This window comes from Mesorhizobium sp. P2_F8 (assembly GCF_056403655.1).
The window spans coordinates 52,533-71,704 of the sequence record NZ_JBFUFB010000017.1; the positions used below are offsets into that span (position 1 = coordinate 52,533).

Below are 19,172 nucleotides of genomic sequence, written 5' to 3' on the forward strand. Positions count from 1 at the left end.
CGGACCGAGCGGTGTTCGCATCGTAAGCGCCAATCCGACCCCGTATTTCGCTGAGCTGTGCAGGGGCGACACTCTCGTAATAGTTCTGCGCGGGAGGCTTGATTCAAGTCTGCACCCAAGTCCAGACTTGAAACATATGCAGTCATCGAGGCGGTAGCGAACCGGCTCGAGGAGAGCCCACCCTTGCTCCGCGGCGCTGGTCGGCGGAGGCGAAAGGGCGGATTCTGGGAGAGGCGCTGGCGCCGGGCGCAAACGTGTCGGCAGTGGCGCGGGCGCATGGCGTGAGCCCGCAGCAGTTGTTCCGCCTGTGAAACGCCCTCTTTGCATTGCGAGCAGCCATACTTGAGGCGGCGGGTGACGATCACGCGGAACTTCGCCGGCGTTACGTCAACCCGTTCGGAGACGATGATCAAGCTGCGCGAAAGGCAAGAAGTCCGAGGCCGCCTAGCACCAGCCACTGATCTTTCGCCTGCGCGTGGGTGAGTATTGGCGTGATGATGACTGGCCTGGTTGCCGGTTTACCGGCGTAGTGACCTTGACGATGCCGCGCAGGATTTCGGAAAGGTTCCGGCCTGCGCTCGGTGATAGGTCATGCTGAGACGGATCTTCTTGGTGGGATCGATGACGTAGTTCCGAAAATTCGTCACACTGGGATCGACGATAGGAATTCGCGCCTCAGATCGAGGTTCGTGTCGAAAACGCCAAACATGCGTTTGGTGACCATGCGCGTGCCGTGCGCGTGGACACCGCGCGATGTCATGCAGCCATGCTCGGCAACAAGCACGACCGCCACTCCGCCCGGCTGCAGAGCATCCTCGATGGCGCGAGCGATGTCATCCGTGAGCCGCTCCTGTATCTGCAGCCGGTGGGCGCAGGCTTCTACAACCCGTACCAATTTGGAGATGCCCACCACTCGGTTGACGGGCATGTAGGCGATGTACGCCTTGCCGTGGATTGCCGCCATGTGGTGTTCGCAGAAAGAGTGAAACGCTATGTCGTGCAGCTCGACCGCCTGGTCATAACCGCCGATCTCATCGAACGTCCGTTCAAGCATCACCGCAGGATCTTGCCGATAGCCGGCAAACCACTCTTCATAGGCACGCACGACACGCGCAGGAGTATCGATAAGCCCGGGCCGGGCCGGATCGTCGCCGGCCCATGAGATCAGCGTCCTGACTGCGGCCTCTGCATCGGAGCGCGTCGGGCGCGCGCGGGCGACTGGCCTAAGCTCTCTCACTGAATTTCCCTGGGCGGCTGCCGGCGCGCCGTCTTCGGTGCCGTCCAGAATTTGCGATTGCAGGTCCATCGATATCTCCAGTTCCATGCTCTAAACTATTGGATGCGCTTGGCGAGGATTGGTTCCCCAAGGCACGACACAGGCAGGAAAGCTCGCCGACCGTGGAAACTGCCCCGACCTCGCTGCTGGTGGTTCAACGTAACAATAGCGATAATGCCCATGCCCCCGGTTAGCTGGTGTTCCTGGTACGCCTCGGCCACGATGCGCTGGCGGTTGACGGCACATGCACCTACTGCGGAGGGCCGCTGGCCTGCGGAGTAATGTTTCGCAGCATCCTTGGCTGTATCTGGCGCCATATCTGCATCGTCCTCGGACCGGTGAAGCCCTCCAGCGTCGTACGTGCGGCCATCGTTGCGGCGCGGCACTGATCTGCGTCACGACGCGATGCGCGGGCGCCCGGTGGCTGTCGCGACGACAATGGCTTCGACGAAACTGCGTTCGCCTTCGATTGTAGCAACCCTTATGTCCCGTGCGATCTCGATCCGCGCCTGATCGGTTCCGGCGCGCTCGGCAAGGCCTGCCGCCAGGGCACGAATGTGGGCTTCGGCGGCAGCCATTGCTTCGTCTTCGGTATCATAGTCGTCCAACCGCTCGCCTGAATTCAGACGGAAAAGCCCGATCTCGGGTTGGCTGACGCGCGCTTCCGCCGACATCCGCACCTGCCCGACGACGGCACCCAACGCATTTGCGACATCGGCGTGTTCGGCAATGCTGCAGTCATTGCCGATCAATTGCGGTAGACCCGCATAATGGAGCGCTGCGGAGGCCCCTAGGCCGATTACCGGCCGGTCGAGTGCGATCGAGAGCCGCGCCATACCGCCTCGCCGGCCAACCGCCCGCTGAACCAGCGGATTGGCCACAGAGACGCCGCCATCCAGCCCGTCCTCGGCAAAGACTGTTTCAAGAATGGCTTCGGCAGAACGCCGGGTGACGGCGGTGAGGACCATCTCGGAAAATGCTTCTGCGTCTTTGGCGACACGATGCCCCTGGCCGTCGCGCTTGCGTGCGAACAATTCCGCGCCCAGTCGAGCCGCGACAGAATCCCAATTCTCTTGCCGGCCAAGCACGTGGGCCGCGTCGGAGGGCGTGAAGCCCGCGATATGCACCAGACCACGCGCAACCAGGCGATTGAGCGTTGCGACCTGTGACGTCGATACGAGCAGCCGATCGAGCGCAGCGGGAATTGCCGAAATGTCGGCATAGAGCCGCGCCTCGGTAACTGTCAGGCCCGCAGCCAGACGCTCGGGTACACCTGTGCGCAACGCGAAGCGGCCGTCCAGCCGGCTGGGATTGGGGCTGAGCAATTGCCGCTTGAGGCCATTATGGATGGCATCGCCGTGCTTCACAGCGGCGAGCGCCAGCGGCACGAGTCGACGGGGGCCGAGGACGATCGTCGAAGTCAGCGACCGCTCATGGAGCGAGACTTCCGAATCTCCACCGAGGCCAAAGGTGCGCATGGCGACGGCTTCCACCATCGTTCGCATTCCGCCGACGGTGGCGCCCTCCGGATCGAGCCGCAGGCGGCCGCCGTCGAGAACGGCGATGTCGGTTGTCGTGCCGCCGATGTCGGATACCACGGCGTCATCGATGCCGCTCATATACCGCGCTCCCACCAGGCTTGCCGCTGGTCCTGATAGGATGGTCTCGATGGGCCGGGCGCGAGCGAATTCCGCCGTGATAAGCGCGCCGTCCCCGCGCACGACCATGAGCGGAGCGGCAATCCCACGTTCCGCCAGAAAGCCCTCGGTGGCGTTGACAAGGCGATCGATCATCGAGATCAGTCGCGCGTTGAGAAGCGTCGTCAGCGCCCGACGCGGGCCACCGAGTTTCGACGACAGTTCGTGCGAACAGGTCACGGGAAGCCCGGTGCGTTCGCGGATGACGTCACGTACCGCGATCTCATGTTCAGGATTGCGAACCGCAAAATAGGAGGCCACGGCGACGCCTGAAACCGTGCCGGCGAGAGACGGCAGCGCGGCCACGAGAGCGTCCAGCACCAACTGGCACGGATCGCCGTGGACGTCGTGCCCGCCCGGGCAGAAGATCACGGAATCGAAGCCGAGGGCTTTTGACAACCCGTTCCGGGCAAGATCGCCTTCAGCGAAACCGATCATCACCAGCGCGACCCGTCCGCCCTGCCCTTCGACGAGGGCGTTGGTTGCGAGCGTGGTCGACATCGAGACGAGTTTGATCGCGCTGGGTTCGATGGCAGCCTCGGATAAAACAGCGTCGACGGCTCCGGCGATGCCCTCGGCAAGATCGTGGCGCGTGGTCAGCGATTTGGCCTTGGCCACGATGCCTTTGGATTCCGACCACAGCACGGCATCGGTGTACGTGCCGCCGGTATCGATGCCCAGATACAGAGGTGACGGCTGGTGCGCGTATGCGTTCATTTTGATCAGTCACCCAGCCCGGGTTCCGGCGAGAAATATTTCGCAAGCTTGTTTGCTTCGCCGTCGAACGCCTTGGCGTCGGCCGGTGGATCACGCTTGATCGCAATATTAGGCCACACAGACGCGTACTCAGCATTCAGCGCGAGCCAATCGTCGAGACCAGGCGCGGTATCGGGAAAAATGGCCATCGCCGGGCATTCGGGCTCGCAGACGCCACAGTCGATGCATTCATCGGGATGGATGACGAGCATGTTCTCGCCTTCATAGAAGCAATCCACGGGACAGACTTCCACGCAGTCCATGTATTTACATCTGATGCAATTGTCGGTGACCACGAACGTCATGCGGCGTTTCTCAGCCCTGACCGGTCAAGGCGACAGAACAAGAACAGCTTCAGACTTTCAGCTATGTGGGCGGCCTTCAGCCAACAGAGCCCTGCAGTCTCGCTGTCCAGCAATTCGTCGCAACTGTCGCCAAACAAGGCGAGGCACCGGTCGAGCAGACCGATCTCCAACCCATCGAAGTGCTTGCGGACCGCGAACAGATTTTCCTTGCGATACCTGGTGGTCAGCATCACCGAGGAGCAGAAATCGTACATCTTCGCCAGATGCGTTTCCCAGTCGCCGGCAACGACGCGCTCGAAAATCGGATCGAGATCTGCATCGACCCGGATCTTGCCGTAGAAGGAGTCGACGAGCAGTCGTATCTGTTCTTCGGAAATCGGGGCTGTCTGTGTCAAGGGCATGCTCTGGTCCAGCGCTTATCCGGTCCTTCAGACCACACCGTAGGTCATATCGAGGGGAATGCGGTGATCATCGATAGCCCGCACGCCAGCGGTGTTTTCAGCCAGGATGAGCGAGGCTTTCCGCTCTTGCTCCGACAGGTAGGCTCCCCAAAAGGTGACCACGCCGTTGCTCACGGTCACATCCGACCTTCCGGTCGATGGCCATGATTCGGATCGCAAGGCGTCAATAATCTCCAGCCTGATGCTGCTGTCGTCATGCGAGACCGGAGCGCGCCAACCTTTCCTGGCGACGACCAAGGCCCGCACCAGATTGGCACGACTAACGATCCCCACCACCTGTCCGTCGCGTAGCACCGGAACACGCTTGATCCGATTGTGTTCAAGCAGGGTTGCGATCTCGACGACTGACGTACTCTCGACCACAGTCGCAACTTGCTTTGTCATGACGTCGGTCACATGCTCGGAATGAGACTTGACATAGCCTTCCGCAAGAGCCGCGTTGTTGGTGAATAAATGAAGCCACCAGGAACGACCCTGCGGCGCTGTACCGATCTCTGCCCGGCGGATCAAGTCTCCTTCACTGACGATGCCCAGCAGCGCACCTCGATCAATCACCGGCACGGCGCTGATCCCGTGCGACAGGAGAATATCGGCGACCTCATCCACCGTACTGTCAGGCCCTACCGCGATGACAGGTGACGTCATGACGTCCTTGGCGATCAGCATTTCGTTCTCCTTCACCTGTCTGCAGGCGGCAGAACCGGCGGCAAGGTCGTTCCAGAGCCTTGCCCGTTGCCGGCATGGAGGTGGATCGCGCGATAGAACTCCCTCGCATGGAAAGCATAGGCTTCCAGATTGGTCGGATCGCCAGCGAAGAGCCCCATATCCTCGGCTTTCCGGAAGAACCAGGGAGCGGGCAAACCGGGCTCGAGCGCCTTCACGGCAACAGCCGCAAGCAATGGCAGGCCTTCGTCCGCATCGTCGTCCATCAGTTGTTCGAGTGCATCCCGGATCACGCCTGTTCCCTCTGAACCAACCATGCTCTCGGCCAGCCTTGCATAGGTGATCGGCAGCCGGGTCTGTGCTTGCAGGAGCAGTTCCTCACGCAGCCGTCTTTTGAGAGCATTGTCATCCGCGGGAGCGATTGGGATGCGGCCATCTACGCCGAGGCGGCTGGCAGATACCATTCGCCCTACCACATGACGCTGAATGTCCCTGCCGGAAAGTATTCTGCCGAAATCGTGTTCAAGCCTGTCCATTATGATCATCGCCGACCCCGAGGTGCCCTTCGCGCGATAACGCCAAGAGCTCCCCCTGGCGTTGAGGCCCGCTGGCTGGCACCCAATGTATCAATTCGCTACGCATGAGCTTCACTCATCCTTATCTGCAGGACAAACGAAATTTATTGCCGCTTTAGCACAATTATTTTGCATGATAATTTCGATTGCGGCGTGTGGCACGGCCCTTCCCTTTTCGAATTCGATATGCACTTTTGATTGGATTAAGCCATCGCACCCGGGAATGCGGCTTTCAGCAAGCGGCGATTTCGGCCTCGAAAGCGGTAGCAGGAGATTTTACGATGATCACTGGTGCTCAATGCCGTGCCGCTCGCGCGCTGGTCGAATGGTCCCGTGACAAGCTCTCCAGCAATTCAGGCGTGGATGCGTTGGTCATCGAGGAATTCGAGCGCCGGATTAACCTTCCCGACCAGGATATCTGCGACACGCTTCAAACCGCGCTTGAAAACGCCGGCGCCGTTTTCATCGCGGAGAACGGCGGCGGTGTCGGCGTTCGCCTGAAACTCAACCGCTCGGAAGTCAGACGAATTGGCGTCCTGGAAAATGAAGGCGGCATCGTCGGAACGGACGCCGTTCCATAGGTCTTCGGAACCCGATGGATCGACGCTCACAGTCCGCTAATGGGCTGTTCAGATCCCGCCTGGCTGCGCAGGCGCAAGCAAGGAAGTCCTTCATGACGGTTATCTGGGACGATCTCACCGAGGACGAGCAAACGGCACTCAAACGAATGAACCGCGGACCTTACCCATCTCTATCGAAAGTCTTGGCCGAACGCCTTGTCTTTCTCGGACTGGCGGAAGAAAGACCGGGCGGGACCGGGATAAACAGGGCAGGAAGAGAACTGGTGATAGGCACCTTGCTTGGCGCCCGCCGCGATTAGGCATGCGTCAAACGGACTGGATAACATTTGGCAAAGGTGCCCTGACGCCATGCCGGAAGCAGCCGAACGCCACCTTCCTCGGAGAGTCCCCGGCTGGGGCTCCCTGCGCGGTACAGTGACTGGGACGCGAATCCCTGATCGTTGTCAGCGAGTTCTCCAAGCTGCTCCTGCCTCCAGTTGACTGGCCTTCGCGCGGCGCGCGGTTGTTACGGGAGAACGCACCAATCAACGCCTTGCCCAATGTCGTCGGAGAACCATAATGGGCAGGCAATGGTTGTCGCCGATGACTTTGGGCAGCAATAGATGACAGACGACTCAGCGCTGATACTGATGATCGTCCTGCCTTTCGCAGGCAGCCTTGCCGCCATCATACTCCCGACAAACGCCCGTAATGCCGCAGCGATTCTCGCCGGCGCAGTGGCGTTTATCTGTCTGGGTCTGGCGGTCATGTTTTATCGGTCCGTCCTCGATCGAGGCGTGGTGCGCAGCGATGTCGAATGGCTTCCGACGCTTGGCCTTGATTTCACTTTGCGAATGGACGGATTTGCCTGGCTGTTTGCCATGCTCATAAGCGGCATCGGCTTCCTCGTCGTCATTTATGCGCGCTACTACATGTCGCCGGAAGATCCAGTTCCCAGGTTCTTTTCGTTCTTTCTTGCGTTCATGGGATCGATGCTTGGGGTCGTCATTTCCGGAAACTTGATCCTGCTGGTCGTATTCTGGGAACTGACCAGCATCTTTTCCTTCCTGCTGATTGGCTATTGGCACCACAACGCCAGTGCCCGCGACGGGGCCCGCATGGCGCTGACGATTACCGGCATCGGTGGCCTCGGTCTGTTGGCTGGCTTCCTGCTGATCGGACATATCGTTGGAAGCTACGACCTCGATCGTGTTTTGGCGTCGGGCGACCTTATCCGCTCCCACGATCTCTATGTGCCCATCCTGGTTCTTGTGCTCCTCGGGGCGTTCACGAAGAGCGCGCAGTTTCCGTTCCACTTCTGGCTGCCCAACGCCATGGCCGCACCGACACCGGTCTCGGCCTACCTGCACTCAGCGACCATGGTGAAGGCCGGCGTGTTCCTGTTGGCGCGCCTGTGGCCGGTGCTTGCGGGGACATACGAATGGTTCTGGATCGTCGGCTTCGCCGGCATGATGTCTTTCGTTTTAGGAGCTTATTTTGCGATCTTCCAGCGGGACATAAAGGGTTTGCTCGCCTACTCGACCATCAGCCATCTCGGTCTGATTACACTTCTGCTCAGCCTCGGCAGCCCCCTGGGGGCCGTCGCCGCCATCTTCCACATGATGAACCACGCCACGTTCAAAGCCTCGTTGTTCATGGCCGCCGGCATCATCGACCATGAGACCGGAACGCGCGACATGCAGCGGCTGGGCGGACTTTTCCGCTTCATGCCCTACACCGCGACGCTCGCCATGGTCGCAAGCGCGGCCATGGCTGGCGTCCCCCTCCTGAATGGATTTCTCTCCAAGGAAATGTTCTTCGCCGAGGCGATCGAAACGCACGCCGATTCCATTCTCGATACCGCCGCGCCCTATGCAGCCGTCCTGGGCAGCGCTTTCGCAGTTGCCTACTCGGCACGGTTCATCCACAGCGTGTTTTTCGGATGGCTGCCGGCCGATCTGCCTCGCGAACCTCACGAACCGCCGTTTTTCATGCGGTTTCCGATCCAACTTCTTGTCCTCGCCTGCCTCCTGGTTGGGACCGTACCCGGCCTGACCATCGGCCCGTTCCTCCACACCGCCGTCACCTCCGTCCTGGGACCCGCGACGCCACAGTACAGTCTGGCCGTCTGGCATGGGTTCACAATTCCGCTGTTCATGAGCGTGTTGGCGCTCGCCGGTGGTGCAATCCTTTATCTGCTGCTGAAGGATTATCTGGCGCACTGCGAGGACGGGCCACCCTACTTCCGCCGTCTCAGGGGCCAGCGCGTCTTCGAGCGCGTGTTGGTGGCGGTCTCGTGGAGAGGTGCCCGCTTCCTGGAAAGCCATTTCGGAACGCGTCGGCTCCAACCGCAACTTCGCTTGCTGGTCGTCGTGGCTTTCATCGCCGCCGCTTGGCCACTCTACAGGCTAGGTTTCGATCCCGGTCGGCTGACAGTCCAAGGCGTCGGCGTCACCTTCGCCGGCATCTGGGCGGTCGGCGTCGTGTGCGCCCTCGGCGCCGCGTGGCAAGCCAAGTTCCACCGGCTGTTCGCCCTTGTCCTGCTCGGCGGAGCCGGACTTGTCACCTGCATCACCTTCGTCTGGTTTTCCGCGCCAGACCTCGCGCTCACTCAACTGCTCGTGGAGTTGGTGACCACTGTTCTCATCCTTCTGGGACTGCGCTGGTTGCCCAAGCGATCCGCAGACGTCACGCCTGGCCTGGCCACGACGGCGGCAAAACTACGTCGCTACCGCGATCTGGCCATGGCGGTTGCGTGCGGAACCGGCATGACGATTATCGCCTATGCGGTCATGACACGGACCCCGCCCGTCACTATCGCCGACTTCTTCCTGAAAAAGGCCTATTCGGAAGGAGGCGGCAAGAACGTCGTCAACGTCATCCTGGTGGACTTCCGGGGTTTTGACACGTTCGGCGAGATCACGGTTCTCGGCATCGTCGCCTTGACGGTGTTCGCCCTGCTTCGCCGGTTCCGGCCGGCGCCCGACAATATCGAATCCCCTGAACAGCAACGCGTCCAGAGGGCATTTGACGAAGTCCGGCCCGATCGCGGGGCGGGCGATACGGTGAGCGACTATTTGCTGATCCCCGCGGTGATCATGCAATGGCTGTTCCCGGTGATCATCGTATTCGCCTCCTATCTGTTCATGCGCGGCCACGACCTCCCCGGCGGCGGCTTTGTCGCCGGCATCGCATTGGCCGCCGCCTTCATTTTGCAGTATCTGGCGGCAGGGACACGCTGGGTTGAAGACAGGTTGCGGGTCCTGCCGGTGAACTGGATCGGCTTCGGCCTTCTCCTGGCGGCCCTCGTCGGCGCCGGCTCCTGGCTGTTCGGATACCCCTTCCTGACCTCGTATTCCCGCTATGTCGAACTGCCACTGATCGGTTCCGTGCCGGCGGCTACCGCGACCCTTTTCGATCTCGGCGTCTTCTCGCTCGTTCTCGGCGCGACAGTGCTGATGCTGATCGCTCTAGCCCACCAGTCCATCCGCCGACTGCGCGCATCCCGGATCGCCGCGCAAAGCAACGAGGAAATCGCATAGTGGAACTTATCCTCGCCATCGGGATCGGCGTGCTGACGGGGTCCGGCGTTTGGCTGTTGCTGCGGCCGCGGACCTTTCAGGTCATCATCGGCCTGTCGCTCATCGGCTATGGCGTCAATCTGTTCATCTTCTCAATGGGCAGACTTAGGGTGAATACGCCGCCCGTTCTCCAATCCGGCGCGGCGATCAACCCTGCGGACTACGCCGACCCCATCCCGCAGGCGCTTGTTTTGACCGCGATCGTCATCGGCTTCGCGACAACTGCCCTGTTCCTCGTGGTGCTGCTGGTATCGCGAGGCCTGACGGGCAGCGACCATGTCGACGGCAGGGAGCCCAACTGATGGAAACGGCAGGTCATCTCATGATCATGCCGATCGTCCTGCCGCTGGCGGCAGGGGCCTTTCTGCTGCTGCTGGACGAGCGTCGCCATGTCACCAAGGCAGTGATCAGCCTCGTCTCGGCGCTTGCGTTGATGGTCATCGCCATCGCTCTGCTTCGCTCCGCCGACAATGCCGCTGCCTCGGCCAGCGCAGCAACCACCGGCGTTTACCTGCTCGGCAATTGGCCGGCGCCGTTCGGTATCGTGCTCGTGCTCGACAGGCTGTCTGCCCTGATGCTGTTCCTGACCAGCGTACTGGCGCTCGCTTCCCTGGCCTTCTCGCTGGCGCGCTGGCACAAGGCAGGTCCGCATTTCCATACGCTCTTCCAGCTTCTGCTGATGGGGCTGAACGGGGCGTTCCTCACTGGCGACCTGTTCAACCTGTTCGTCTTCTTCGAGGTGCTTCTGGCTGCGTCCTATGGTCTCGTTCTGCATGGCTCGGGACCGCTCCGAGTCAAGGCGGGCCTGCACTACATTGCAGTCAATCTCGCGGCTTCGTCGTTGTTTCTGATCGGGGTCAGCCTGATCTACGGCGTGACCGGAACGCTGAACATGGCAGATCTTGCGCAGCGAATCCCGGCAGTGCCGGCGCAGGATCGAATGCTGCTCGAAGCCGGCGCCGCTGTCCTCGGCATCGCCTTCCTGGTCAAGGCCGGCATGTGGCCGCTGAGTTTCTGGCTGCCGGGCGCTTATTCAGCAGCAGCGGCTCCGGTCGCCGCGATCTTCGTGATCATGACCAAGGTCGGCATCTATATCCTGCTGAGGCTTTCCCTGTTGCTGTTTGGCGTGGACGCCGGCGCCACAGCGGGCTTTGGCGACTCGTGGCTGCTGTTCGGCGGCATGGCCACCATCGCCTTCGGCTCTATCGGCGTGCTGGCGTCGCAGGCGGTGGGCCGGCTTGCCGGCTTCAGCATCCTCGTCTCATCCGGCACATTGCTGGCCGCGATCGGCATGGCCGATGCGAGGGTCACTGCCGGAGCCCTCTTCTACATGGTCAGTTCAACCCTGACGATCAGCGCGTTCTTTCTCCTGATCGAGCTCGTCGAGCGGGTGCAGGACCCAGCCGCGAATGTTCTATCGGTGACCATGGAAGCCTATGGCGACGACATGGAGGAGGAAGTGGCAGAGCAGGACGAAGTCGGCGTTGCCATTCCCGGCACGCTGGCCGTTCTTGGCATCTGTTTCGCGGCATGCGGCCTCTTGCTCGCAGGCCTGCCACCGCTTTCGGGATTCGTCGGAAAGTTTGCGCTGCTGACCGCGATGGTGCGCCCCGATCCGGTGGCGGACGGCGGTGTAATCGCGGGCTCGACATGGGTCCTGGTCGCGTTGCTGATCCTGTCCGGCCTCTGCGCCCTGATCGCCACAATGCGCGCCGGCATCCAGATTTTCTGGGCGCCGATCGAAGGCACCGTACCCCGCGTGCTGCTCCTGGAGATCGCGCCAATAGCCTTCCTGCTGACGCTCTGCCTGTTGATGACGGTCCAGGGTGGACAGATGATGCGCTACATGGATGCGACCGCCCAGTCGCTGCATTCGCCAGCGGACTACTTGCGAGATGTTCTGTCCACCCAGCCGATACCAGGGCCCAACGCGCCGAGGGACAAATGAGCGCCCTTCTGCCTTATCCGCTGCTGACAGCTTCGCTGCTCGTCATGTGGATTCTGCTCAATGGGCTGTCCGTCGGCCAGGTGGTTCTCGGCGGCATAATCGCCCTTGCAGCATCCTTGGCGATGGCAGCGCTTCAACCCGCCAAACCAAAAATACGACGCTGGGACATGATCCCGCAACTGGTCCTGATCGTCCTGGCGGACATTCTTCGCTCCAACATCGCCGTGGCGGGGATCATCCTGCAAGGCGGGCGGCATGCGCGAACATCCGGCTTCGTGATGATCCCGCTCGAACTGCGCGACCGGACTGGGTTGGCCGTACTCGCCTGCATCATCACCAGCACGCCCGGCACCGCCTGGGTCGAATATCATGCCGGCAGCGGCAGGCTTCGCATCCATGTTCTCGACCTGATTGACCAGCAGGCGTGGATCGACCTGATCAAGCAGCGTTATGAACGGCGGTTGATGGAGATTTTCGAATGAGCGGCCTCATCATCGTATGGTCCGTCACCATCGCTCAATTGCTTCTGGTCGCCGCCATGGCATGCGCTCTGCTGCGCCTCGTTCGGGGGCCGCGCGCGCAGGACCGAATCCTGAGCTTCGATGCGCTCTATGTCGGCGCCATGCTTCTCCTGGTGACCTTCGGCATCCGTGCCGGCAGCACGGTCTATTTCGAGGCTGCCCTGGTGATCGCGCTGCTTGGCTTTGTCTCAACCGTGGCGCTGGCGAAATTCCTTATGCGCGGCGAGGTAATAGAATGACCCCTCTCGGCGACCTGCCGGTCTGGGCGGCTCTGCTCACGGGGTTCTTCCTGATCCTGGGATCGGCGCTGACCCTGCTCGGGTCGGTCGGGCTCCTGCGGTTCAGAAGTTTTTACGAACGAATCCATGCGCCGACGCTAGGGACCACCTGGGGCACGGGCGGTGTTCTGATCGCCTCGATCATCTTTCATTCCGTGCTTCAGTCGAAACCTGTCCTGCACGAGATACTGATCGCACTGTTCGTGACCGTCACGACACCAGTCTCGCTTATGCTCCTGGCGCGCGCAGCGCTTTACCGGGACCGCAGCGAGGGCAACGATACCGTTCCGCCATTCGAGATGGCCGCGGAATCCCAAGACGAACAACCACGATCATCTGGCGCGTAGGCCTCGATCAACTTCGGATCGGCGGCACTGCAAAAACATCCACGTCGACCGATCGCAGAATGCTTTCTGTCACGCTTCCCAGAAGTACCTTGATGAGACCCGAACGGCCATGCGTTCCGATCACCAGAAGATCGGGCGCCACCTCCTTGATCGCCTCCATGATCGCTTCGACGGGGCCCGCTTCCTTGATACGCAGCGACCAGTTGTCGACGCCAAAGTCGTTCGCTTCCAGAAACGCGACCAGTTCCCTGCCCGCCTGCAAACGCTCTGTCGCGACGTAACGCGCTATTTCGTCCTTGCCTATTCCAGCATTTGACATTTTGCCCTTGGCGAACGCATCGAAACCATGGACCAGCGAAAGACTGGCGTCGCCTATCAACCCCGTTTCCCTCGCTGTCCTGATTGCGCGCGCGGACGGCTTGGACATGTCCACAGCGGCCATCACCTTTTTGTATGAATGTTCTACCTCTGCATTCACCATGAGCACCGGGCATGGTCCGGTACGGATCACACGTTCGATCGTCGTTCCGACAAAAATATCGCGTAGCAACTGCTTGCGGTGCGCGCCCATGACAATGAGATCGATCGCACGCGCCTCGGCCGCCCTCAAAATGCCGTCGAACGGATCGCCGGCGACAACAGCGGAATCACACTGAAGTCCCTGCAGTTCGGGGATCGAGGCTATTTGTTCTTCAAGATATCTCTGTGCCTCCCGTCTTTCGAGCTCGAGTATATCTGAGGGTTGGTCATCGTCGACGACATGAACGAGCGTGAGTTCGGCGCTGACGTCCCGCGCCACAAGACCAGCTCGCCGCAGTGCACGTTGTGAACGGGTGGAAAAATCTGTCGCCGCAAGGATTTTCATGGCAGCTCCTTGTTTCCTCGTCCCTGAGATCATAACCGCCTATCGTTCAGCAGACTTCGGGTAGTGATCTAGTTGACGATGCTCTCGCTTATTCGAAGTGGCATCCTAGGCGGCGGCTTCACTGTGCTGCAAGGGCCGCCGGAAATGCTTGATCGGCTTCTCTTGCCGCTGAGCCTGACGCCGTGCGCCTTGACTTCGCAAATTGCTTCCCCAACTATAGGTGTATGAGCACCGTCGCCAAAATCCGTCGCGATTTTCTTTTCCGGGTTTGCCCCATAGCGGGATCGTAACCCCCGGCTCGGCTGCCATGCGCGCCCCGAGCCGAGGGGTGAACATGTAAAATCGACATGTAACATTGGCGCAGGGTCGCATCAGTCCCTGCAGCATCGGCGCATTCAGCAATAAATTTCCGTCGCACTGACAACCGTTGACGACCCCTCGGCGGGTCCCGGACGCGAGCCAGAACATGAGTATTCAAATGCAAGACAACAAGAAAACCCGGCGCAAGCCGAACATCCGCATCTCACAATCGGATCATGCACGTTTGTCGGCCCTCGCGAACACCGTTGCCGCCCGAAATCCGGAGGCGGCAGATGAGCTGCTCGCCGAACTCGAGCGCGCGCGCATCGTCGCCGATGGCTGGGTCTCCGCCGGCACCGTCCGGATGGGCTCGATTGTGACGTTCAAGCCCGACACCGGCGATCGGAAAACGGTGACGCTGGTTTTCCCTGGCGATGCGGACATCTCCGAAGGCAAGGTTTCGATCCTCACGCCGATTGGCACAGCCCTGATCGGTCTCTCGGCTGGGCAGTCGATCATGTGGACCGCCCGGGACGGGCGTCGGCACGAATTGTTGGTGCTTGACGTGAGCCAGCCCGCCCCGGAAGGCGATGTAGCCGATCGCCGCGCGCCAGCGTCTTCGACAATTGCTGCGGGCGTCTAGACATGGGCGTTTCCATCCGTCTCCTCAATCACGCGGGCAGCCTCATCGCGGGAGTGTGACCCCTGCGCCGGCCTATCCTGGCCCGGCACAGGGGTAGCTTTCCACACCCGATCAATTGCTTGACGCCGGATCCCTTGCACAGGGCCGGCTGGAGACGCACCATGCCCACTATCGATAGCTGCCAACTGACCACCAAGGACTACACGATTCTTGAAGTGATGCAGGAGCGCCGACCTGCCCGCGGCGATGCCTTCTCGGCTATCCTTCAACAGAAGATATCGAGCGCAGTTGTAGTGTTTCGGGAAGACATCCCGGCCACTGTCGTGACACTCAGTAGCCGCGTGGCCTATCGGGTGAACGACGGCCCTGCCGAAACCCGCATCGTCGCCCATGACGAGATGCGCGGACTGGTTGGCATGCTTTTGCCGATCACCAATCCGCGCGGCCTTGCGCTGCTTGGTCTGGCCGAAGGTCAGTCCATATCCATTCCGACAACGGACGGCGGCCTTGAAACGCTGACTGTGCATGAAGTGGTCTATCAGCCAGAAGCCGCAAGGCGCGAAAGACTGAAGCTGGCGGGGGGGCCTGCGCCGGGCTCGTGGCGACCGGACGGACCGGTTCTGCGCGTCGTCCATCGTTCCGACGAGGCGCAAGACAAAACGGCAAAGCAAGTCATGGCGGATTTCGACACCGGGTTCGATGACCCGGGTCCGTCAGCCGCCTGAAAGCTCGACTATCCCGAAGGCTGTGAAGGCGGATAGACAAGCGTTCCGTCAGCCCTTGCCTGTACCAAGTGAGACCAACAAACTAGGATCTGATTATGGATGATTACGACAACCAGAAAGGCGCCAAGCCTGAAGATGTGCGAGCCGCGTTGAGAGGCTGGGCATTCTTCGCCGTTCTAATGACCGGAATCTTTGGCCTGGCCTACGCTTTGATCGAAATGTAGATGACCGACGAAGCCGACCAGCTTGCCATTGCAGTCTTTGCGATCCTTCCACTAACGCGAACCGTGGCTTCGCGCCGGGAGCGACGATTATTTCACAACTTCCTTCAATCCACGTAACGCCTCCTGCACGTCGGCTCGCGCCTCGCTTGCTTCCGGATAGACGGCATAGGCCGGATAGGTGAATTCCGGCGCGCCTTCTACCACCTCCAGCTGCCCCGCTTCGATATGGGGAGCTGCTGCGCCCCTGCGGAAATAACCCATTCCGCCGGCGCGCAGGATGTAGCTCAGCCCAAGCGGGCCGAGGCCGACCATCAATCCCGGCTCGCCGAAGGCAGAGGAACGGGCACCATGCTGGGCCGCAAACAGCGGCCCCCAGTCGACATAGACATAGTCCTTGGAGCCGACCGGTTCCCCATCTCTGTCGGTGGTCCGAACCAGGACGAGTTGCTCCTCGACGAGAAGCTCTACCCTGAAACCCGGTAAAAGCTTCGGCGCATAGAGCACCGCAATGTCCAGAACACCAGTCCTGAGCTGCTCGAGGAGCTGATCCGGCACGCCGACTTGGGCTTGGATGGCGATTTCCGGCCTGGCCTTCTTCATCCAGACCAGCCAGTCGAGCAGCAGTGGGTTCCATAAGCTGAGCTCTCCGCCCAGGGCAACGACGCTTGTCCGTCCCGATGGGATGGCGAGCTGGTGCCGTGCCCGTTCCCAGATTTGCACGAATGACTGAGCGAACCGCTCGAACTCCCGGCCCGCCGGCGTCAGCTGCGCGCCATTGCGGTTGCGGATAAAGAGCTGACGTCCGAGCTCTTCCTCCAGCGTGCGTATCCGCGCGCTTACCGTGGTCTGGGTGACGTGGAGCCGGTCGGCGGCTTTCAGAAAGCTGCCGGAATGAACGATTTCCAAAAACGTGCGAGCGCGGTCGATGTCCATTCGGCTCCTCGGTTCAGTGCAATAATCTTGCACCAATACAGCATTTAATTCCGTTTGCCTTCCCGTTTTACGCAGCGCAACCTTCATGAGCGTGAGCGGTTTCCGCTGCAACGGTTAATGGAGCGCGCAATGCCAGATCAGGAAGATGCTTCCTTGGAAACGCGAGAGTACGCCTCTCCTCCGTGCTTCATGCACGAACTTGTTCCGGGATATAGCGCCGATTCGATCGCACATGAGGCCTGGCCGGATGTCTGTCGATGGCGCAAGGCAGAGCGCAAGCGCCTGATCGACGAGCGTCTCGCTGTCGACGCCGAGGAGCGCCTTGCGAGGTCTTTACGCATCGCTTCCGCTCTCGACCTGGCTGTCGGCCGGGTGAGCGGCCGCATCGTCAGCGGCTATTGGCCTTTTCGAGGCGAACCGGACCTTCGCAACTGGGCGATCCGGGTGATCGAGCGCGGCGGGCGGATCGCGCTGCCGGTCGTCATCAAAAAAGGCTGGCCGCTGGAGTTTCGTATCTGGGGACCGGGAGACCCGCTGGAACGCGGCATCTGGAATATTCTTGTCCCGTCACACGGGCCATCGGTCCAACCGGATGTGGTCATCGCGCCCGTTGTCGGCTTCGACCGGGCGAATTATCGCCTGGGTTATGGCGGCGGCTTCTTCGACCGGACCCTGGCCGCCGCGCCGAAGCGTCCTCTCGTCGTCGGCGTCGGTTACGCCAGCAGCAAAATCCAGACCATCTATCCGCAGCCACATGACATTCCGATGGATGTGATCGTCACGGATGAATGAATGAGCGCAGGCGAGGCCTAATCCTTTGTGACGGCGGATCGCAGATGCCGTCCATTGTTGAGGCCGTCTTGCCTGCTAGCAGTGAAAGCAGGAAGCACGTCATGTCCAATCCAGCCACAACCTTGGATGATCACAAGCCCCGGTTTCTCGTCAGGTGGCTGTTTTCGACCAACCACAAGGATATCGGGACACTTTACCTGCTGTTCTCGATCATGGCGGGGGTCTTCGGCACCGCGCTTTCCGTGTTGATCCGCATGGAGTTGCAGGAACCGGGCCTGCAGATATTTGGCGACCCCGGGGTCTACAACGTCGTCGTCAGCGCCCATGGGCTGGTGATGATCTTTTTCGTCCTCATGCCGGCGCTGATCGGTGGCTTCGGCAATTGGATGGTGCCGATCATGATCGGCGCGCCCGATATGGCTTTTCCGCGCTTGAACAACATCTCGTTCTGGCTTCTGGTGATGGCGTTTATCCTCTTCATCACCTCAATGTTCGTTCCGGGAGCACCCGGCACGCTCGGTCACGGCGGCGGCTGGACGCTCTATCCGCCCTATTCGACGGACGGTCAGCCGGGCCCTGCTGTCGACCTCGTCATCCTGTCGATCCACCTTGCGGGCGCCTCGTCGATCCTTGGCGCGATCAACTTCATCACCACCATCTTCAACATGCGCGCACCCGGCATGACGATGCACAAGATGCCTCTGTTCGCCTGGTCGATGCTGGTCACCGCGTTCATGCTTCTCATGTCGCTGCCGGTGCTCGCCGGCGCTGTCACCATGCTTTTGACTGATCGCAATTTCGGGACGACCTTCTTTTCGCCATCCGGCGGCGGTGATCCGATCCTCTACCAGCATCTGTTCTGGTTCTTCGGCCACCCCGAAGTCTACATCATGATCCTGCCTGGCTTCGGCATCACCAGCCATGTCATCTCGACTTTCGCCAAAAAGCCGATCTTCGGCTATATCGGCATGGCCTATGCGATGGTGGCAATCGGTGCAATCGGCTTTGTTGTCTGGGCCCACCATATGTATACCACAGGCCTGTCCCTAGACGCCCAGCGTTACTTCGCCTTCGCCTCGATGGTCATCGCCGTTCCAACCGGGGTGAAGGTGTTTTCGTGGCTGGCGACCATGTGGGGAGGATCGATCGAGTTCAAGACCCCCATGCTCTGGGCTCTCGGCTTCGTCTTGCTCTTCACCATTGGCGGCGTCACCGGCATCGTGGTCGCCAGCCCCGGCCTCGACCGTTCGTTGCACGACACCTATTATGTGATCGCCCACTTCCACTATGTGCTGTCATTGGGCGCGGTCTTCGCCATCTTCGCCGGCTTCTACTACTGGTTCCCGAAGATGACCGGCTACATGTACAACGAAACGCTCGGCAAGCTGCATTTCTGGCTGATGTTCGTCGGCGTCAACCTCGTCTTCTTCCCGCAGCATTTTCTGGGCATGGCCGGCATGCCGCGACGCTATGCAGACTACCCCGACGCTTTCGCCGGCTGGAATTTCATCTCGTCGATCGGGTCCTACATTTCAACGGCCGGACTTATCGTCTTCTTCATCGCGGTCGCGGAGGCCTTCACCCGCAAGCGTCAAGCTGGCGCCAATCCATGGGGCGAAGGTGCGACCACGCTCGAATGGCTGCTGCCGTCGCCGCCGCCCTTCCATCAATGGGAACGCCTGCCGCGCATTGTGTAAAAATTCACCTCCGGTTCCGAACCGG

General features: G+C 60.8%; 22 protein-coding genes and 1 pseudogene. 14 read left to right on the top strand and 9 right to left on the bottom strand.

Annotation, left to right across the window (positions count from 1 at the left end):
- Positions 1–236: 236 nt before the first annotated feature.
- The gene (locus AC1DZP_RS30395) at positions 237–311 is read left to right on the top strand and encodes a transposase (RefSeq protein WP_477307566.1); all 75 of its coding nucleotides are present in this window, start codon (positions 237–239) and stop codon (positions 309–311) included.
- On the opposite strand, the pseudogene AC1DZP_RS30400 reads toward AC1DZP_RS30395, so the two are convergent.
- The 7 genes and pseudogenes from AC1DZP_RS30400 to AC1DZP_RS30430 form a co-directional block, all read right to left on the bottom strand.
- A pseudogene (locus AC1DZP_RS30400) lies at positions 303–404 on the bottom strand (IS66 family transposase zinc-finger binding domain-containing protein); the annotation flags it as partial. The gene AC1DZP_RS30395 and the pseudogene AC1DZP_RS30400 sit on opposite strands and share 9 nt — an antisense overlap.
- A gap of 239 nt (positions 405–643) precedes the next feature.
- A complete protein-coding gene (gene folE, locus AC1DZP_RS30405) occupies positions 644–1,306 on the bottom strand; it encodes a GTP cyclohydrolase I (protein ID WP_477307509.1) in 663 nt (220 codons plus the stop codon).
- Between the two features lie 365 nt (positions 1,307–1,671).
- The gene (locus tag AC1DZP_RS30410; RefSeq protein WP_477307511.1) at positions 1,672–3,690 is read right to left on the bottom strand and encodes a hydantoinase/oxoprolinase N-terminal domain-containing protein; all 2,019 of its coding nucleotides are present in this window, start codon (positions 3,688–3,690) and stop codon (positions 1,672–1,674) included.
- 5 nt (positions 3,691–3,695) lie between these two features.
- Positions 3,696–4,034, bottom strand: a complete 339-nt coding sequence (fdxA, locus tag AC1DZP_RS30415) for a ferredoxin FdxA (RefSeq protein ID WP_477307513.1) — start codon at positions 4,032–4,034, stop codon at positions 3,696–3,698.
- Positions 4,031–4,429, bottom strand: a complete 399-nt coding sequence (locus AC1DZP_RS30420; RefSeq protein WP_477307515.1) for a group III truncated hemoglobin — start codon at positions 4,427–4,429, stop codon at positions 4,031–4,033. Before AC1DZP_RS30420 ends, fdxA begins: the two co-directional genes overlap by 4 nt.
- 33 nt (positions 4,430–4,462) lie before the next feature.
- Complete coding sequence (locus AC1DZP_RS30425; RefSeq protein ID WP_477307517.1) at positions 4,463–5,161, bottom strand: CBS domain-containing protein; 699 nt, start codon at positions 5,159–5,161, stop codon at positions 4,463–4,465.
- Between the two features lie 11 nt (positions 5,162–5,172).
- Positions 5,173–5,703, bottom strand: coding sequence for a hypothetical protein (locus tag AC1DZP_RS30430; RefSeq protein ID WP_477307519.1), 531 nt, complete (start codon positions 5,701–5,703; stop codon positions 5,173–5,175).
- Positions 5,704–5,879: 176 nt separating this feature from the next.
- Here AC1DZP_RS30430 and AC1DZP_RS30435 point away from each other — a divergent pair, with 176 nt between their 5' ends.
- The 8 genes from AC1DZP_RS30435 (at position 5,880) to mnhG (ending at position 12,968) form a co-directional block, all read left to right on the top strand.
- Complete coding sequence (locus AC1DZP_RS30435) at positions 5,880–6,314, top strand: XRE family transcriptional regulator (RefSeq protein WP_477307521.1); 435 nt, start codon at positions 5,880–5,882, stop codon at positions 6,312–6,314.
- 92 nt (positions 6,315–6,406) lie between these two features.
- Entirely contained in the window at positions 6,407–6,613 is a 207-nt protein-coding gene (locus AC1DZP_RS30440; RefSeq protein ID WP_477307523.1) for a hypothetical protein, read from the top strand.
- A gap of 303 nt (positions 6,614–6,916) precedes the next feature.
- Complete coding sequence (locus AC1DZP_RS30445; protein WP_477307525.1) at positions 6,917–9,835, top strand: monovalent cation/H+ antiporter subunit A; 2,919 nt, start codon at positions 6,917–6,919, stop codon at positions 9,833–9,835.
- Positions 9,835–10,176 (top strand): Na+/H+ antiporter subunit C, encoded by a 342-nt coding sequence (locus tag AC1DZP_RS30450; RefSeq protein WP_126067824.1) that lies wholly within the window; start codon positions 9,835–9,837, stop codon positions 10,174–10,176. Before AC1DZP_RS30445 ends, AC1DZP_RS30450 begins: the two co-directional genes overlap by 1 nt.
- Positions 10,176–11,822 (top strand): monovalent cation/H+ antiporter subunit D, encoded by a 1,647-nt coding sequence (locus AC1DZP_RS30455; RefSeq protein WP_477307527.1) that lies wholly within the window; start codon positions 10,176–10,178, stop codon positions 11,820–11,822. Before AC1DZP_RS30450 ends, AC1DZP_RS30455 begins: the two co-directional genes overlap by 1 nt.
- Positions 11,819–12,304 (top strand): Na+/H+ antiporter subunit E, encoded by a 486-nt coding sequence (locus AC1DZP_RS30460; RefSeq protein WP_477307529.1) that lies wholly within the window; start codon positions 11,819–11,821, stop codon positions 12,302–12,304. Before AC1DZP_RS30455 ends, AC1DZP_RS30460 begins: the two co-directional genes overlap by 4 nt.
- Positions 12,301–12,582: a K+/H+ antiporter subunit F gene (locus AC1DZP_RS30465; protein WP_477307531.1), complete on the top strand. Its 282-nt coding sequence runs from the start codon at positions 12,301–12,303 to the stop codon at positions 12,580–12,582. Before AC1DZP_RS30460 ends, AC1DZP_RS30465 begins: the two co-directional genes overlap by 4 nt.
- Positions 12,579–12,968, top strand: coding sequence for a monovalent cation/H(+) antiporter subunit G (mnhG, locus tag AC1DZP_RS30470; protein ID WP_477307533.1), 390 nt, complete (start codon positions 12,579–12,581; stop codon positions 12,966–12,968). The genes AC1DZP_RS30465 and mnhG overlap by 4 nt, the downstream gene beginning before the upstream one ends.
- Positions 12,969–12,975: 7 nt before the next feature.
- Here mnhG and AC1DZP_RS30475 read toward each other — a convergent pair whose 3' ends face one another.
- Positions 12,976–13,833, bottom strand: coding sequence for a universal stress protein (locus AC1DZP_RS30475; protein ID WP_477307535.1), 858 nt, complete (start codon positions 13,831–13,833; stop codon positions 12,976–12,978).
- 478 nt (positions 13,834–14,311) lie between these two features.
- On the opposite strand from AC1DZP_RS30475, the gene rnk reads away from it, so the two are divergent.
- The 3 genes from rnk to AC1DZP_RS30490 all read left to right on the top strand — a co-directional run bounded on the left by rnk (position 14,312) and on the right by AC1DZP_RS30490 (position 15,725).
- A complete protein-coding gene (rnk, locus tag AC1DZP_RS30480; RefSeq protein ID WP_477307537.1) occupies positions 14,312–14,776 on the top strand; it encodes a nucleoside diphosphate kinase regulator in 465 nt (154 codons plus the stop codon).
- A 161-nt stretch (positions 14,777–14,937) separates the two neighbouring features.
- Positions 14,938–15,501 carry a GreA/GreB family elongation factor gene (locus AC1DZP_RS30485; protein ID WP_477307539.1) on the top strand — a complete coding sequence of 188 codons (564 nt, stop codon included), beginning with the start codon at positions 14,938–14,940 and terminating at the stop codon, positions 15,499–15,501.
- 95 nt (positions 15,502–15,596) lie between these two features.
- Positions 15,597–15,725: a hypothetical protein gene (locus AC1DZP_RS30490; RefSeq protein ID WP_256753415.1), complete on the top strand. Its 129-nt coding sequence runs from the start codon at positions 15,597–15,599 to the stop codon at positions 15,723–15,725.
- Positions 15,726–15,812: 87 nt separating this feature from the next.
- Here AC1DZP_RS30490 and AC1DZP_RS30495 read toward each other — a convergent pair whose 3' ends face one another.
- Positions 15,813–16,658, bottom strand: a complete 846-nt coding sequence (locus AC1DZP_RS30495; RefSeq protein WP_477307541.1) for a LysR family transcriptional regulator — start codon at positions 16,656–16,658, stop codon at positions 15,813–15,815.
- A 129-nt stretch (positions 16,659–16,787) separates the two neighbouring features.
- Between AC1DZP_RS30495 and AC1DZP_RS30500 the strand changes: the two genes are divergently transcribed.
- Positions 16,788–17,450: a 5-formyltetrahydrofolate cyclo-ligase gene (locus AC1DZP_RS30500; RefSeq protein WP_477307543.1), complete on the top strand. Its 663-nt coding sequence runs from the start codon at positions 16,788–16,790 to the stop codon at positions 17,448–17,450.
- Between the two features lie 101 nt (positions 17,451–17,551).
- Positions 17,552–19,147, top strand: coding sequence for a cytochrome c oxidase subunit I (gene ctaD / locus AC1DZP_RS30505; RefSeq protein WP_477307545.1), 1,596 nt, complete (start codon positions 17,552–17,554; stop codon positions 19,145–19,147).
- Positions 19,148–19,172: the final 25 nt, after the last annotated feature.

Bases quoted from the DNA above. Each gene is read 5' to 3' on its own strand.
- folE (WP_477307509.1), bottom strand. From the start codon at position 1,306: ATGGACCTGCAATCGCAAATTCTGGACGGCACCGAAGACGGCGCGCCG.
- AC1DZP_RS30410 (WP_477307511.1), bottom strand. From the start codon at position 3,690: ATGAACGCATACGCGCACCAGCCGTCACCTCTGTATCTGGGCATCGAT.
- fdxA (WP_477307513.1), bottom strand. From the start codon at position 4,034: ATGACGTTCGTGGTCACCGACAATTGCATCAGATGTAAATACATGGAC.
- AC1DZP_RS30425 (WP_477307517.1), bottom strand. From the start codon at position 5,161: ATGCTGATCGCCAAGGACGTCATGACGTCACCTGTCATCGCGGTAGGG.
- AC1DZP_RS30430 (WP_477307519.1), bottom strand. From the start codon at position 5,703: ATGATCATAATGGACAGGCTTGAACACGATTTCGGCAGAATACTTTCC.
- AC1DZP_RS30440 (WP_477307523.1), top strand. From the start codon at position 6,407: ATGACGGTTATCTGGGACGATCTCACCGAGGACGAGCAAACGGCACTC.
- AC1DZP_RS30445 (WP_477307525.1), top strand. From the start codon at position 6,917: ATGACAGACGACTCAGCGCTGATACTGATGATCGTCCTGCCTTTCGCA.
- AC1DZP_RS30455 (WP_477307527.1), top strand. From the start codon at position 10,176: ATGGAAACGGCAGGTCATCTCATGATCATGCCGATCGTCCTGCCGCTG.
- AC1DZP_RS30460 (WP_477307529.1), top strand. From the start codon at position 11,819: ATGAGCGCCCTTCTGCCTTATCCGCTGCTGACAGCTTCGCTGCTCGTC.
- AC1DZP_RS30465 (WP_477307531.1), top strand. From the start codon at position 12,301: ATGAGCGGCCTCATCATCGTATGGTCCGTCACCATCGCTCAATTGCTT.
- mnhG (WP_477307533.1), top strand. From the start codon at position 12,579: ATGACCCCTCTCGGCGACCTGCCGGTCTGGGCGGCTCTGCTCACGGGG.
- AC1DZP_RS30475 (WP_477307535.1), bottom strand. From the start codon at position 13,833: ATGAAAATCCTTGCGGCGACAGATTTTTCCACCCGTTCACAACGTGCA.
- rnk (WP_477307537.1), top strand. From the start codon at position 14,312: ATGCAAGACAACAAGAAAACCCGGCGCAAGCCGAACATCCGCATCTCA.
- AC1DZP_RS30485 (WP_477307539.1), top strand. From the start codon at position 14,938: ATGCCCACTATCGATAGCTGCCAACTGACCACCAAGGACTACACGATT.
- AC1DZP_RS30490 (WP_256753415.1), top strand. From the start codon at position 15,597: ATGGATGATTACGACAACCAGAAAGGCGCCAAGCCTGAAGATGTGCGA.
- AC1DZP_RS30495 (WP_477307541.1), bottom strand. From the start codon at position 16,658: ATGGACATCGACCGCGCTCGCACGTTTTTGGAAATCGTTCATTCCGGC.
- AC1DZP_RS30500 (WP_477307543.1), top strand. From the start codon at position 16,788: ATGCCAGATCAGGAAGATGCTTCCTTGGAAACGCGAGAGTACGCCTCT.
- ctaD (WP_477307545.1), top strand. From the start codon at position 17,552: ATGTCCAATCCAGCCACAACCTTGGATGATCACAAGCCCCGGTTTCTC.